This window comes from Cyanobium sp. N5-Cardenillas, assembly GCF_024345515.1.
Taxonomy (GTDB): Bacteria; Cyanobacteriota; Cyanobacteriia; order PCC-6307; family Cyanobiaceae; genus Cyanobium.
The window spans coordinates 1-13008 of record NZ_JAGQBG010000068.1 but is presented as its reverse complement, the minus strand read 5'-3'; the positions used below and the strand labels follow the sequence as shown (position 1 = coordinate 13008).

15 protein-coding genes are annotated in these 13008 nt (G+C 70.0%); 6 read left to right on the top strand and 9 right to left on the bottom strand.

Annotation, left to right across the window (positions count from 1 at the left end; genetic code table 11):
• The 3 genes from KBZ04_RS07415 to KBZ04_RS07405 form a co-directional block, all read right to left on the bottom strand.
• A partial coding sequence (locus KBZ04_RS07415) for a S41 family peptidase (RefSeq protein WP_254991306.1) occupies positions 1-1139 on the bottom strand: 1139 nt, incomplete at its 3' end.
• Positions 1140-1209: 70 nt separating this feature from the next.
• On the bottom strand, positions 1210-2463 hold the full coding sequence (gene ispG, locus KBZ04_RS07410; protein WP_254991305.1) for a (E)-4-hydroxy-3-methylbut-2-enyl-diphosphate synthase: 1254 nt from the start codon (positions 2461-2463) through the stop codon (positions 1210-1212).
• A 30-nt stretch (positions 2464-2493) separates the two neighbouring features.
• Positions 2494-3159, bottom strand: coding sequence for a uracil-DNA glycosylase family protein (locus tag KBZ04_RS07405; RefSeq protein WP_254991304.1), 666 nt, complete (start codon positions 3157-3159; stop codon positions 2494-2496).
• 66 nt (positions 3160-3225) lie between these two features.
• Here KBZ04_RS07405 and KBZ04_RS07400 point away from each other — a divergent pair, with 66 nt between their 5' ends.
• The 3 genes from KBZ04_RS07400 to KBZ04_RS07390 all read left to right on the top strand — a co-directional run bounded on the left by KBZ04_RS07400 (position 3226) and on the right by KBZ04_RS07390 (position 6266).
• Positions 3226-4404, top strand: coding sequence for a pyridoxal phosphate-dependent aminotransferase (locus KBZ04_RS07400; RefSeq protein WP_254991303.1), 1179 nt, complete (start codon positions 3226-3228; stop codon positions 4402-4404).
• Positions 4405-4448: 44 nt separating this feature from the next.
• The gene (locus KBZ04_RS07395; protein WP_254991308.1) at positions 4449-5120 is read left to right on the top strand and encodes a GDSL-type esterase/lipase family protein; all 672 of its coding nucleotides are present in this window, start codon (positions 4449-4451) and stop codon (positions 5118-5120) included.
• A gap of 153 nt (positions 5121-5273) precedes the next feature.
• Positions 5274-6266 (top strand): sigma-70 family RNA polymerase sigma factor, encoded by a 993-nt coding sequence (locus KBZ04_RS07390; protein WP_254991302.1) that lies wholly within the window; start codon positions 5274-5276, stop codon positions 6264-6266.
• Here KBZ04_RS07390 and KBZ04_RS07385 read toward each other — a convergent pair.
• A complete protein-coding gene (locus tag KBZ04_RS07385) occupies positions 6190-6951 on the bottom strand; it encodes a DUF92 domain-containing protein (protein WP_254991301.1) in 762 nt (253 codons plus the stop codon). The genes KBZ04_RS07390 and KBZ04_RS07385 overlap by 77 nt on opposite strands.
• A 92-nt stretch (positions 6952-7043) precedes the next feature.
• Here KBZ04_RS07385 and KBZ04_RS07380 point away from each other — a divergent pair, with 92 nt between their 5' ends.
• A complete protein-coding gene (locus tag KBZ04_RS07380) occupies positions 7044-7412 on the top strand; it encodes a hypothetical protein (protein WP_254991300.1) in 369 nt (122 codons plus the stop codon).
• On the opposite strand, the gene KBZ04_RS07375 is transcribed toward KBZ04_RS07380, so the two are convergent.
• Complete coding sequence (locus KBZ04_RS07375) at positions 7378-8184, bottom strand: 16S rRNA (uracil(1498)-N(3))-methyltransferase (protein WP_254991299.1); 807 nt, start codon at positions 8182-8184, stop codon at positions 7378-7380. The two genes, KBZ04_RS07380 and KBZ04_RS07375, sit on opposite strands and share 35 nt — an antisense overlap.
• Positions 8184-8630 (bottom strand): DUF3531 family protein, encoded by a 447-nt coding sequence (locus KBZ04_RS07370; protein ID WP_254991298.1) that lies wholly within the window; start codon positions 8628-8630, stop codon positions 8184-8186. Before KBZ04_RS07370 ends, KBZ04_RS07375 begins: the two co-directional genes overlap by 1 nt.
• An 80-nt stretch (positions 8631-8710) precedes the next feature.
• On the opposite strand from KBZ04_RS07370, the gene KBZ04_RS07365 reads away from it, so the two are divergent.
• Together KBZ04_RS07365 and hslO are read left to right on the top strand one after the other, a co-directional pair.
• Entirely contained in the window at positions 8711-9364 is a 654-nt protein-coding gene (locus KBZ04_RS07365; RefSeq protein ID WP_254991297.1) for an ABC transporter ATP-binding protein, read from the top strand.
• A 25-nt stretch (positions 9365-9389) separates the two neighbouring features.
• A complete protein-coding gene (gene hslO, locus KBZ04_RS07360) occupies positions 9390-10307 on the top strand; it encodes an Hsp33 family molecular chaperone HslO (RefSeq protein WP_254991296.1) in 918 nt (305 codons plus the stop codon).
• Positions 10308-10332: 25 nt separating this feature from the next.
• On the opposite strand, the gene KBZ04_RS07355 is transcribed toward hslO, so the two are convergent.
• The 3 genes from KBZ04_RS07355 to KBZ04_RS07345 all read right to left on the bottom strand — a co-directional run bounded on the left by KBZ04_RS07355 (position 10333) and on the right by KBZ04_RS07345 (position 12995).
• Entirely contained in the window at positions 10333-11019 is a 687-nt protein-coding gene (locus KBZ04_RS07355) for a CPP1-like family protein (protein ID WP_254991295.1), read from the bottom strand.
• Positions 11020-11043: 24 nt separating this feature from the next.
• Positions 11044-11283, bottom strand: coding sequence for a hypothetical protein (locus tag KBZ04_RS07350; RefSeq protein WP_106220086.1), 240 nt, complete (start codon positions 11281-11283; stop codon positions 11044-11046).
• Between the two features lie 110 nt (positions 11284-11393).
• Entirely contained in the window at positions 11394-12995 is a 1602-nt protein-coding gene (locus KBZ04_RS07345; protein ID WP_254991307.1) for a peptide chain release factor 3, read from the bottom strand.
• Positions 12996-13008 lie beyond the last annotated feature (13 nt).

The window sequence follows — 13008 nt, the reverse complement described above, 5'->3', positions numbered from 1 at the left end:
TTGATGCCGTGCTTGTGGATGTCCCGAGTCCGGGGGGTGAGGTACTTGGCGATGGTCACGGTCATGCCGGAGCCATCGGACAGGCCGCGCACCGACTGCACCAGCCCCTTGCCGAAGGTCTTCTGACCCACCAGCACGGCGCGGTTGTTGTCCTGCAGGGCGCCGGAGAGGATCTCGCTGGCGCTGGCCGAACCCTCGTTCACCAGCACCACCATCGGTTTGGTGGTCAGGGCCTGGCCGGTGGCGCGCTTGACGTCCTGGATGCCGTCACGGGTCTTGGTGGAGACAATGATGCCTTCGTTGATCCACTGGCGGGCGATCTCGACGCTCGCCACCAGCAGACCGCCCGGGTTGCTGCGCAGGTCGAGCACGTAGCCCTGCACACCCTTGGCCTCCAGGTCCCGGACGGCCGCCCGCATGTCCTTGGTGGCGGTGGCGCTGAACTGCTTCAGGCGGATGTAGCCGATCTTGGTGCCGTCGGGGGCGGTGTTGACCTGATGGTTGACCGCATGGATCTCGATCAGCTCCCGGGTGAGGGGGGTGTCGAGGTTCTGGCCCTTGCGGCGCAGCACCAGATTCACCGTGGTGCCCGCCTTGCCGCGGATCAGCTTCACCGCGTCCTCGGTGCTCATCCCCTTGGTGCTCTTGCCGTCGATCGAGACGATCACGTCCTTGGGCTGCACGCCGGCCCGGGAGGCCGGTGAGCCCTCAATAGGGGAGATCACCACCAGCTCCTTGGTCTCCTTGTCGACGCTCAGCTGGATGCCCACCCCGGAGAGCTCCCCGGAGGTGTCGATCTGCATTTCCTTGAATTCCCGCGGATCCAGGAAGCGGGTATAGGGATCGTCAAGGGTGCCGAGCATGCCGCGGATGCCCTCGTAGGCATCCTTGGGGGTGCTGTAGCTCTTGGACAGCACGCTGCGACGCAGCTTGCGCCACTGTTCCGGTGTGTATTTCCCTGTGGTGTCGAGGTAGTCCCGGAAGACGATCTGCCAGGCCTGATCCATCACCTCCTTGGGGCTGTCGCTGATCGACACGGTTCCGGTGGGGGTCAGCACCATATCCCTGGCCATCACCGCCGTGGCGGCACAGGCACCGAGACCAACCAGCACCACGACAGTGGCGCGAGCTCTTCCCATGGTGGCGATCCTCAAGGGAGTCTGAAACGTGAATCCAAGGTAGCGCCGCTGCCAGGTGTGGGCTCCCCGGTCAGGGGTCGACCCAGCGACCGTCCTCCTTGATCAGGGCGATCAGCGCCTCCACCCCCTCGGCTTCCGGCACCCGGCGAATTTCCTCCCGCCCCCGGTAGAGGGAGATGGTGCCGGGGGTCTTGCCCACGTAGCCGTAGTCGGCATCCGCCATCTCGCCGGGGCCGTTGACGATGCAACCCATCACGGCGATGTCGAGCCCCGTCAGGTGGGCGGTGGCATTGCGCACCACATGCAGCACCTCCTCCAGGTTGAACAGGGTGCGGCCGCAGCTGGGGCAGGCCACGTACTCCACCATCGTCTTGCGTAGCCCCATGGCCTGCAGGATCGAATAACAGACGGGGATCTCCTTCTCCGGTGCCTCGGTGAGCGATACCCGGATCGTGTCCCCCAGGCCCTCGGCCAGCAGGGTGGCGATGCCGGCGGTGCTCTTGATGCGGCCGTAGTCGCCGTCGCCCGCCTCGGTGACCCCCAGGTGCAGGGGGTAGTGGAAGCCCTCGGCGTCCATGCGGAACGCCATCATCCGGTAGGCCGCCAGCATCACCGGGGCCCGGGACGCCTTCATCGACACGACGATGTTGTGGAAGTCGAGCCGGTCGCAGAGCCGGATGAATTCCATGGCGCTCTCCACCATCCCCAGGGGCGTGTCGCCATAGGTGAACAGCATCCGTTCGGCCAGGGAGCCGTGGTTGACGCCGATGCGCAGGGCCTTGTCCTGCTCCTTCAGCAGGCTCACCAGCGGTTCGAGGGTCGTCTGGATGCGCTCACCGATGGCCGCCACCTCTTCGGCCGTGAACTCCGTGCGGTTGGGATCGGGCTTGTCGAACACGTACAGGCCCGGATTGATTCGCACCTTGTCGACGTGCTGGGCCACCTCCAGGGCGATCTTCATGCCGTTGTGGTGCACGTCCGCCACCAGGGGCACCGGCTGGTAGCTGTCCTCCAGCCACTGGCGGATCTCCCTCACCGCCTTGGCATGGGCCAGGCTCGGCACGGTGAGTCGCACGATCTCGCAGCCCGCCTCGTGCAGCCGGCGGATGCCGGCGGTGGCCCCCGCCACGTCAAGGGTGTCCTCGTTGATCATCGACTGCACCACCACGGGGTGCTCGCTGCCCACCCAGATGTCGCCGACCCGGACGCTGCGCGTCCGCCGGCGCCGGATCACCGTCTCGAAGCGGGGGTCACTGGCCCAGTCGGCCGGAAGGGGGGAGGTCCCCGGGGCAGAGGTGGTGGGTGTGGCCAGGGTGCCGGTCATCGTGCGTGGGCCGGTGGTGGCCAAAGCCTGTCACAAAGTGGGTGGCGGCGGCTGGTCCAGCTCCAGCCGTCGCTGCACCTCTTTGAGGTCCTGCCAGGTCAGCCATTTGGGGGAGCCCTGCTCCCGCGAGGGATTGCGCAGCAGATAGGAGGGATGGAACACCGGCATCACCCAGCGGCCCTGCCAGGGGTGCCACTGGCCGCGAAGCCTGGAGATGCCCCCCTTGATGCCCAGCACCCCCTCCAGGGCCGTGGCCCCGGTGAGCAGGACGATGGCGGGATCCACGGCGGCGATCTGAACGGCCAGCCAGGGGGCGCAGGCCGCCATCTCCTGGGCGGTCGGTTTGCGGTTGTCGGGGGGGCGGCACTTCACCACGTTGCAGACATAGGCATCCCGCTCGCTGTCCAGCCCCACGCTGGCCAGCATCTGGTCGAGCAGCTGGCCGGCCCGCCCCACGAACGGCCGGCCGCTGGCGTCCTCCTGGGCGCCGGGCCCTTCACCGATCACCATCAGCCGGGCCGCCGGATCGCCCCGGCTGATCACCACCTGCTGGCGGCCTGCGGCCAGGCCGCAGCGTCGGCAGTCCTGGCAGCTCCGCTGCAGCCCTTCCAGGCCGGGTGCATCACCGGCGGCGACAGCCTCACCCAGGAGGGACGGTTGCAGGGGATCGCCGGCCATCGCGCCATTCTTGGCCATGGCCGCAGGGCGTAGGGCAAGATGGCCGGATTGCCGAATCGCGCTCTCCAGACGTCTCACACCGCCATGCCGGCCCCGTTGTCGCTCTCCGCCCGGGCGCAGGCGTTGCAGCCGTCGCTCACCCTCGCCATCACCGCCAAGGCCCGTGAGCTGCGTGCCGACGGCAAGGACATCTGCAGCCTCAGCGCCGGTGAGCCCGATTTCGACACCCCCGCCTTCATCCGCCGGGCGGCGGCCGAGGCCCTGGAGGCCGGCCACACCCGTTACGGGCCGGTGGCGGGCGAACCCCAGCTGCGCCAGGCCATCGCCGCCAAACTGAGCCAGGAGAACGGTGTCCCCACCCGGGCCGAGCAGGTGCTGGTGACCAACGGCGGCAAGCAGGCCCTCTACAACCTGTTCCAGGTTCTGCTCAATCCCGGTGACGAGGTGCTGTTGCCGGCCCCCTACTGGCTGAGCTACCCGGAAATGGCCCAGCTGGCCGGCGCCAGCGTCCGCTGTCTTCACACCGACGCCAGCGGCGGCTTCCGCTTCAGCACCCAGCAACTGGAGGCGGCGATCACCCCGGCCAGCCGGCTGCTGGTGCTCAACAGCCCCTCCAATCCCACCGGCATGGTGCTCAGCCGCTCCGAGCTGGAGGGGATCGCCGCCGTGCTGCGTCGCCATCCCGGCCTGGCGGTGGTGTGCGACGAGATCTACGAGATGCTGCTCTCCCCCGGCCATCAGCACCACAGCCTGGCGGCCGTGGCGCCCGACCTGGCCGAGCGCATCTTCATCGTCAATGGCTTCGCCAAGGGCTGGGCCATGACCGGCTGGCGCATCGGCTGGCTGGCGGGCGCCCGCCACGTGGTGGCCGCCGCCAGCGCCCTGCAGAGCCAGAGCACCAGCAATGTCTGCACCTTCGCCCAGTACGGCGCCCTGGCGGCGATCAGCGGCTCCCGCGACTGCGTCCAGGAGATGGCGGCCGAGTTCAGCCGCCGCCGGGCCCGGCTCAGCGACGGCCTGATGGCGATCCAGGGCCTGAAGCTGCTGCCCCCCGAGGGGGCCTTCTACGCCTTCCCTGACCTGAGCGCCTGGGGTCTCGACTCGATGACCCTCTGTGGCCGGCTGCTGGAGGAGGTGGGCCTGGCGGTGGTGCCCGGAGCCGCCTTCGGCGACGACCGCTGCATCCGCCTGTCCTGCGCGGCCTCCCCCGCCACGATCGACGATGGTCTGGAGCGGCTGCGGCGCTTCGGCGCCAGCCTCTGAGCGCCCCGCCGGTGCTGGACCCTCTCACCCGGACGGCCGCACCGATGCCGGTGCCGAAGAAGCTGGTGGTGCTCGGCGACAGCGGGGTGTACGGCTGGGGCGATCCGGAGCAGGGCGGCTGGTGCGAGCGCCTGCGCCGCCACTGGATGGACCTGCCCCAGGGGCCGGTGCTGTACGGACTGGGAGTGCGCGGCGACGGCCTGGAGCGGTTGGCGGCCCGCGCCGAGGCGGAAGTGAGCCACCGGGGCGAGCTGCGCCGCCAGCGACCCCAGGGGATCCTGCTCTCGATCGGCCTCAACGACACGGCCCGGGTGGGGCGACCCGACGGCCGCTTCCAGCTGGCACCGGAGGCCTTCCTGTTCGGCCTTCAGCAGTTGCTGCCCCGGCTGCAGGCCATCGCGCCGGTGTTCGTGCTGGGTCTCACGCCGGTGGATGAGGCCGTGATGCCCTTCGCCGGGATGCTCTGGTACGAGCTGGCCAGCGTGCGGCGCTACGAAGGCCTGCTGGAGGAAGCCTGCATGGAGGCGGATGTGCCGTTCCTGCCCCTGCTCGATGGTCTGCTGGCCGATCCCCTGTGGCTGCAAGGGTTGTGCAGCGACGGCCTGCACCTCAACGGCGATGGCCACGCCCAGCTCTACCGACGCCTGCGTGGCTGGAGCGCCCTGTTGCAGTGGGCCGAACTGGCCCCCCACAGCAGCGTGACGACGGCGTTCTGATCCCTGGGTCCGGCCGTCAGCGCCCTGAGCGATGCACCCTGCCGGCCCCGATGGCATCACCCGATCGGAGGAAGGGAACTCCTCCCATCCGGTGAACCTCCGCTGCCTGCCTGCAGCGACTCTGAAGAAACGGACCCCGCTGGATTCACCGCTATGGATCGCCCTCCGCCACCCCCTCCACCGGCCCCTGCGCTGCTGGCGACCCGCCGGGCGCCGCAGCCGGACCTCTGCCCGGGCTGCCGCGACTTCCCCGAGGCGATCGTCGATCGTCAGAGCCGAAACCGTCGCCGGCTCAAGGCCTTCGCCGCCGCCACCGATCCCCGCAGCCGGCTGCGCTGGCGCAACCTGGTGGTGGAGGACAACCTGCCGCTGGTGTTTTCCATCGCCGGCCGCCAGGGTGCCGACGCCGGCCTGGCTTTCGAGGATCTGGCCCAGGTGGGCAGCCTCGGCCTGATCCGGGCGGTCGAGGCCTTCGATCCCGATCGCAACGTCAGCCTCAGCAGTTTCGCGGTGCCCTACATCCAGGGGGCGATCCGAAGGGAGCGGCGGGATCGCCAGCCCATGGTGCGCCCGCCCCGGCCCCTGTGGGATCTGCACCAGCAAGTGCTGAGCCTGCAGGAGGCCCGGCGCCGCAAGGGGCTGGAGCCCTTGCCTCCCGCCGCTCTCGCCGCTCGCCTGGCCTGCGATCCGGCCCGGCTTGAGGAGGCCCTGCAGGTGCGCAGCGCCGGCAGGGTGCGCAGCCTGGATGCCCCTCTCGGTCAGGACGGTGGCAACACCGACGCGGCCAGGTGCCTGCTGGATCTGCTGGCGTCTCCTGCCGGCTCCGGTGACGACGAGGAGCTGGTGGTCGCCAGCGAGGCCCGCAGCGCCGAGCGCCAGTGGTTGCGCCAGCAGCTGGCGGATCTCGATCCCCGGGAGAGGCAGCTGCTCGTGGGCCGGATCGATGTGGGCTGCACCTGGGTGGAGCTGGGCCGGCAGCTCGGCATGCCGGCCCGCCAGGCCCAACGCCGCTGCGATGCCGTTCTCGATCGCCTGCGGCGCGCCGCCATCGCCTGGCGCCAGCAGGCCCTCAGCCCAGCCCAGGCGACAGCCACGGCACCAGCGCCATCGCCAGCAGGGCCGCCAGCAGGGTCTGAAGCCCGTTGACCAGCTCATTGCTGAGCCAGCCCCAGCGTTGCTGAAGGCTGGCACCCACGACGCTTTCGGCCAGGGTGGCCACCAGCCCGACGCCGCCGACCAGCAGCGCCATGGGCCAGCCATGGATGAGCCCGAGGGCCAGCATCACCAGGGCCATCAGGCCGCTGCCCACCAGGCTGGCGGCGGTGCCCTCGAGGCTGATGGCCCCCTCGGTGCCTGCGGGCACCGGCCGCAGGCTGGTGATCAGCACCGTGTGCCGACCCCAGCGTTTGCCGATTTCGCTGCCGAAGGTGTCCGCGAGCTTGGCGGCGAAGCTGGCGGCGAAGCCAGCCAGGAGCACGGGCACCGCCGCCGCCGGGGCCCGGCAGGCCAGCAAGGCCAGCACGGTGCCCACCAGGGCCGAGCCCCAGACGTTCTCCGGCCCCCGCCGGCCGTCGCGGGCCTCCGCCAGCCCCAGCTCCCGCTTGCGGCGGAAACCCAGCTTGGTCACCAGGCTGCCAAGGGCCAGATAGGCCACCACCGCCAGCCAGCCGCGCCAGCCCAGGCTTCCCCCCAGCAGGGTGCCGAGCACCCCGGCGTGCACCCAGCCGGCCGGCGTCAGCAGGGGGAGTCGCTGGCAGAGCGCGATCAGCAGGCCGTTGATCGCCAGGGCCGCCAGCCACTGCGAGGGGTCCTGGGGCGGCAGCAACACCATGACGACGACCCGACTGTGTTGCACAGATCTAAGCGAGCCGCCCCCGGGTGACGGTCTCGACGGATAATCCCTGCATCCGGTGCTGCCCTCCGATGGTCTTCAAACGACCCAAGTTCTTCCTTGATCTGGGTGGCGGCGAAGGCAACGACCCCCCGGCGCTGGTGGCCCCCCCCAAGGCCGAGCCGAAGCCCGAGGCCAAGGTGGCCCCCCAGGCAGCTCAGGCCCAGCCCGCCACGCCAGCGGAGGCGGACGCCTCCCTTCCCCCTGTCTCGGGCCTCACCACCGCCGAGGCGATCGCTGCCGAACTGGCCGCCGCCGAGGCGCTTCGCCCCGCCCCGTCCCTGGCCACCTTCGCTCCCGACTGCGTCACAGCGGGTGGGGCCACCCCGATGAAGCGCCGCACCCCCGGCGCCAATCTCGGGGTGTTCAAGGAGATGGCGGCCGGCATGATGCGGTCCTGAGCGCCCGCCAGTCGGCCAGCAGGGCCACCCCGCCCACCGCGGCGGTGGCGGTCCGCAGGATCGCGTCCCCCAGGCTGACGGGCTGCCAGCCGGCCGCTTCGGCCTGTTCCTCTTCGTCGGGGCTCCAGCCCCCCTCCGGCCCGATCGCCAGCCGGATCCCGGCGGCCAGAGCGCGGTCGCTTGCCCCCTCGGCCAGGTGCTGTAGCCGCTGGCTGCAGAGCGGCAGGGCGTCCCGCCGGGTGGTGGCCAGCAGGGCGATGCCAGGGACCGGCCGCCCCAGCCAGGACCCGGCCCAGCACGGGGATTCCAGCTGAGGCTGCCACAGCCGTTCGCACTGCTCGGTGGCCTCCCGCACGATCCCCCGCCAGCGTTCCAGCGGGCAGCGCTCACCGGGGGCACCCCGTTCGGCCAGCAGCGGCTGGAGGCGGTCGGCCCCCAGTTCGGTGGCCATGCGCCAGACCAGATCCGCGTCCCGCTTCGGTATGGCCATGGCCAGCTCCAGGGGCGCCGTGGTCGGCGCCTCCCGCCGCAGGGGGCACTCCGGGGACTGCTCCAGGCGCAGCCGCCGCTCCGGTTCGATCAACGCCGTCCACAGCTGGCCCACGCCGTCCACGAGCGCCAGCCGATCGCCGGGCCGATAGCGCAGCACCCGTTCCAGGTAGTGGCTTTCCTGGGGCTCCAGCGCCAGCCAGGGCAGTTCCTGGCCCCCGCCATCGGCCAGGGCGGCGATCCGCTCCGGGTCGATCAGCAACCGGCGCAGTTCCCGCCCCATCAGTCCCCGAAGAACGGGCTTTCGGGCTCGTCCTCGATCGGCCAGTCCTCGTTCAGTCCGCCGATCACCAGCTCGGTGATTTCCAGCACGTCGTTGTCGAGCTGGCGCAGGGCGTTGATGAGCACATCCAGGGCCAGGGCATCGCTGGTGCCCAGGTCGACCCAGCAGCGTGCCCAGTCGTCCTGGTACTCCATCGGCCCCATGTTGTGCATCAGGGCCGGCAGGCAGCGTTCCGCCGACTCGCTGTCGTAGGCGAGCCAGCCGAGATCCACGCCACCTTCATGGGTCTGCAGGTTCTCGGCGTTGAAGGCTCCCAGCTTGCCCAGAAAGAACCAGCTGTCGAGCGCCGTTTCCACATAGCCCCGCTCGGCAGCACCCGGCTGGTCGGCGAAGTGCAGCCAGATCCAGCAGTTGAACGGATCCACCTCGCGAAATCGGACATCCATGGGGAGAGGGGGCGAACGGCGCGCAACTCCCCCCATCCAACACGCTCCACCGCCGCGGCGCCGGACGGCATGCTGGTGCCATGCTCGATGTCCTGGGACTGCGGTACCACCCCGCTACGGCGCCGGCGCCGGTGCTGGCCGACGTCTCCCTGCAGTTGAAGGCGGGATCCCCGGCCCTGGTGGCCGGCCGCAGCGGCAGCGGCAAGACCACCCTGCTGGAGGTGATCTGCGGTCTGGCCGAAGCCGATGCCGGTCGCTTTCTCTGGCAGGGCGAAGCTCTCAGCAGCCGTCAGCGCCGCTGGCTGTGCGGCCTGGTGTTCCAGTTCCCGGAACGCCATTTCCTTGGCCTGACGGTGGGCCAGGAGCTGAAGCTGGGCCAGCGCCGCCTCACGGCCGAGAAGGCCGAGGCGGTCCTGGAGCAGGTGGGTCTTGGCAGCCTCTCGTTGCAGCAGCCGCCGGAGCGGCTCAGCGGCGGCCAGCAGCGTCGTCTGGCCCTGGCGGTCCAGCTGGTGCGCGATGCCCAGGTGCTGCTGCTGGATGAGCCCACCGCCGGCCTCGATTGGACCGTGCGGGAGGAGGTGCTCCAGCTGATCGCCGACCTCGCCAGGGATCGGGCTCTGTTGGTGGTCACCCACGAACCGGAACTGTTCCGGGGGGTGGTTGAGCGGGGCTGGCGGCTGGAGCAGGGAACCCTCAGGCCCCTGGAGGCGCTGCATTCCGGCTCCTTACGATGACCACCGGATCGCAGGGGACGGCTTGATGGGAGATCGCATGCTGAGGGCCACCGGTGCCGGCGGTGGCATTCGCATGGTGGCGGTTACCACCACCTCCGCCATCCGCCAGGCCAGCGATCGCCACGGGCTCTCCTTCCTCACCACAGCCCTTCTGGGCCGCGCCATGACGGCGGGCCTGCTGCTGGCCAGCTCGATGAAGGTGGCCCATGGCCGGGTCAACCTGCGCATTCAGTCTGATGGCCCCCTGCGGGGCCTGATGGTGGATGCGGGGCGGGATGGCACCGTGCGCGGTTATGTGGGCCGGCCGGAACTGGAGCTGGATCTGCTGACGGATGGGGCCGGCGGCCACCGGTTCGACTTCCGCCGTGCCACGGGCACCGGCTACCTGCACGTGGTGCGGGACCGGGGCCAGGGGGAACCCTTCAGCAGCACCGTTGAGCTGGTGAGTGGCGGCATCGGTGAGGACGTGGCCTCCTACCTGCTCCACTCCGAGCAGACCCCCTCGGCCCTGTTCGTGGGCGAGACGATCGACAGCACCGGCGTCCGCTGTGCCGGTGGGGTGCTGGTGCAGGTGCTGCCGAAGGCGGCGCGGGAACCGGCCCTGGTGGCGCTGCTGGAGGAGCGCTGCCGGGAGATCAGCGGCTTCAGCGAGCGGCTCGCCGCCAATGCCCACCAGCTCCACGCCCTTTTCGAGGACATCTTTCCGGACCTCGATCCCCAGCCCCTCGAGGCGGGCTCGATCGGGCAGCCCGTCCAGTTCCACTGCCCCTGCAGCCGCCACCGCAGCGTCAGCGTCCTCAAGCTGCTGGGCCGCGATGAGCTCACCGCCATGCTTCTTGAGGATGGCCAGGCCGAGCTGACCTGCCATTTCTGCAATGAGGTCTACCGAGTGGAGGCCCCCGAGCTGCAGGAGCTGATCGACGAGCTGGCCCCGGTGGCCTGAACCGGACCAGGACGGGCTGGCCGGATCAGGCGATCAGCAGGGCACCGAGCAGCAGCAGCAGGATGGCCGGGAAGCTCTGCAGCTGCAGGGTGGTCACCGGCAGCGATGCGCTGATGGAGGGTCCGAGACCTCCCGCCAGCAGACCGCCCAGCACCAGCCCCAGGCAGAGCAGGGCAAACGACCAGCCCACCGCCGCCAGGAACCTGCCGTGGCGTCGCTGCAGGTTGAGCAGGGTCACGCCGGTGGCCAGGGCCGTCAACAGTTCGGGGGCGGCTCCGGGCATCAGCACGAGAAGCAGCAGCAGCACGCCATCGGCCGCCAGTGGGAACCAGAGATCCCTTCCCGTGGCCAGCTGCAGCTGGGGCAGGGAGAAGCTGGGGCGGGGAAGGCGGGAGGGGGGCAGCTGGGGCAGGCTGGGCAGGGCGGAAAGGGCCGGCCGGCTCGGGGGTGGGGATGCCTGCTCCCGCTGGGAGGCGGAGCGGGCCGCGCTGCTGACCCGGCCCTGCTGGCGTTCCTTCAGGCGGTCCATCAGCACCGCGTCGTAGGCGGCTTCGATGCGGGAGCGGACCAAGGGGTCGTCGCCGGCCTCGTCCAGCCGCGCCAGCTTCGCCTCCTGGACGGTGTCGAAGGAGGCATCGGGAGCAACGCCGAGCCGCTCGTAGGGATCGGAGGCGTCAGGGGCCGGCTGCGGCTGGTCGGATCCTTGGTTCATACCACCGAGCGTATCGAGACGAGGCTAAAAAAGCGGTTCACTGCGGTGATATCCCGCTTCCTGTTGCAGTCGGCGTCGGCAGGCCTCCGCCTCCTCGATCGCCAGCGAACGGCGCCGCTTCAGCAGGGGCATCTGAGGGGGGAGGTGGCTGCCTTCGCGCATCTCCACGGCCCCTTGCGAGGGCTGGAAACTGACGTAATCACTGCCCCCGTCGCTGCGGGGGCGCACCAGCCAGAGCGGGGATGGCGTCACGGATCGAGGCATCGCTGTGACCGTCCGTTGCGGCGTGACAAATTGTTGCTTCATTCTGCCCCCTCCGATCGGCTGCCGCGAGGGAGGGTTTCCTCCCGTTGCGGCCGATGGCGCCCCCCGGCTCACAGGGCGATCGGCTCCACGCCGCTCACCACCGGCGCCACCCCATGCAGCTCCAGCTCAGGATGGTCCTCCTGCAGTTGGTGCAGGTTCCAGTCGTTGCGGAACAGCAGCACCGGCCGGTCCCAGGCATCGCGGACGGTCTTGCAGTTGAACAGGCGGCCGACGCTCTCCAGGGCCGGCCAGCCGCCGCTCACCCAGCGGGCGACGCTGAATTCGAGCGGTTCCAGCCGACTGGTGACGCCGTATTCGTTCTCCAGCCGGTACTGCACCACTTCGAGCTGCAACTGGCCCACCGCCGCCAGGATCGGATCCCGTTTGCTGGGGTCGGTGTCGTACAGCACCTGAACGGCCCCCTCTTCGCGCAGCTCGTTCACCCCCTTGCGGAAACTCTTGAACGCCGAGGGATTGGGGTTGCGCAGCCAGGCGAAGATCTCCGGGCTGAAGCAGGGAATGCCCTCGTACTCCACCCGGGAACCAGTGTAAAGGGTGTCGCCGATGGCGAACATGCCGGGGTTGTTGAGGCCGATCACATCGCCGGGGTAGGCGTCGTCCACCACCTCCCGGTCCTGGCCGAACAGCTTCTGGGGGCGTGACAGGCGGAGCGTGCGCCCGCTGCGGGCATGGCGCACGCTCATGTCCTTCTCGAAACGGCCGCTGCAGACCCGCACGAAGGCCACCCGGTCCCGGTGGCGGGGATCCATGTTGGCCTGCAGCTTGAAGACGAAGCCGCTGAACTCCGGCCGCAGGGGATCCACCGGTCCCTGGTCGCTCTCCCGGGCCACCGGGGGCTGGGCCAGCTCCAGGAAGGCATCGAGGAAGGGGCGCACACCGAAGTTGGTCATCGCCGAACCGAAGAACACCGGGCTCAGTTCACCGGCGTGCACCCTCGCCAGATTCAGTTCCGCTCCGGCCCACTCCACCAGTTCCAGTTCCTCCACGGCCAGCTCCAGCAGTTCCGCCTCCACCCGCTCGCTGCGGTCGGGATCGCCGGGAGCAAGGCGCCGCTCCAGGCTCTGCCGGCCCCGTTCGGCACGCTCGAACAGCAGCAGATCCTGGGTGCGCCGGTCGATCACGCCGCGGAACCGGTCGCCGCTGCCGATCGGCCAGTTCACCGGCCAGCACGCCAGCCCGAGCTCCTGCTCGATCTCATCGACCAGCTCCAGCGGGTCCCGACCCGGCCTGTCCATCTTGTTGATGAAGGTGAAGATCGGGATCCGCCGCATCCGGCAGACCTCGAACAGCTTGCGGGTCTGCGGTTCCAGGCCCTTGGCCGCGTCCACCAGCATCACGGCGTTGTCAGCGGCCGCCAGGGTCCGGTAGGTGTCCTCCGAGAAGTCCTGGTGGCCGGGGGTGTCGAGCAGGTTGATCGTGCTGCCGGCGTAGTCGAACTGGAGCACCGTGGAGGTGATCGAGATGCCGCGCTGCTTCTCCAGCTCCATCCAGTCGGAGGTCACCTTGCGCTGCTCCCCCTTGGCCTTCACCGCCCCGGCCTGCTGGATGGCCCCCCCGTAGAGCAGCAGTTTCTCGGTGAGGGTGGACTTACCCGCGTCGGGATGGGAAATGATGGCGCAATTGCGCCGCCGGCTCACCGCCGCCGCCAGTGCCGCGGCGTCG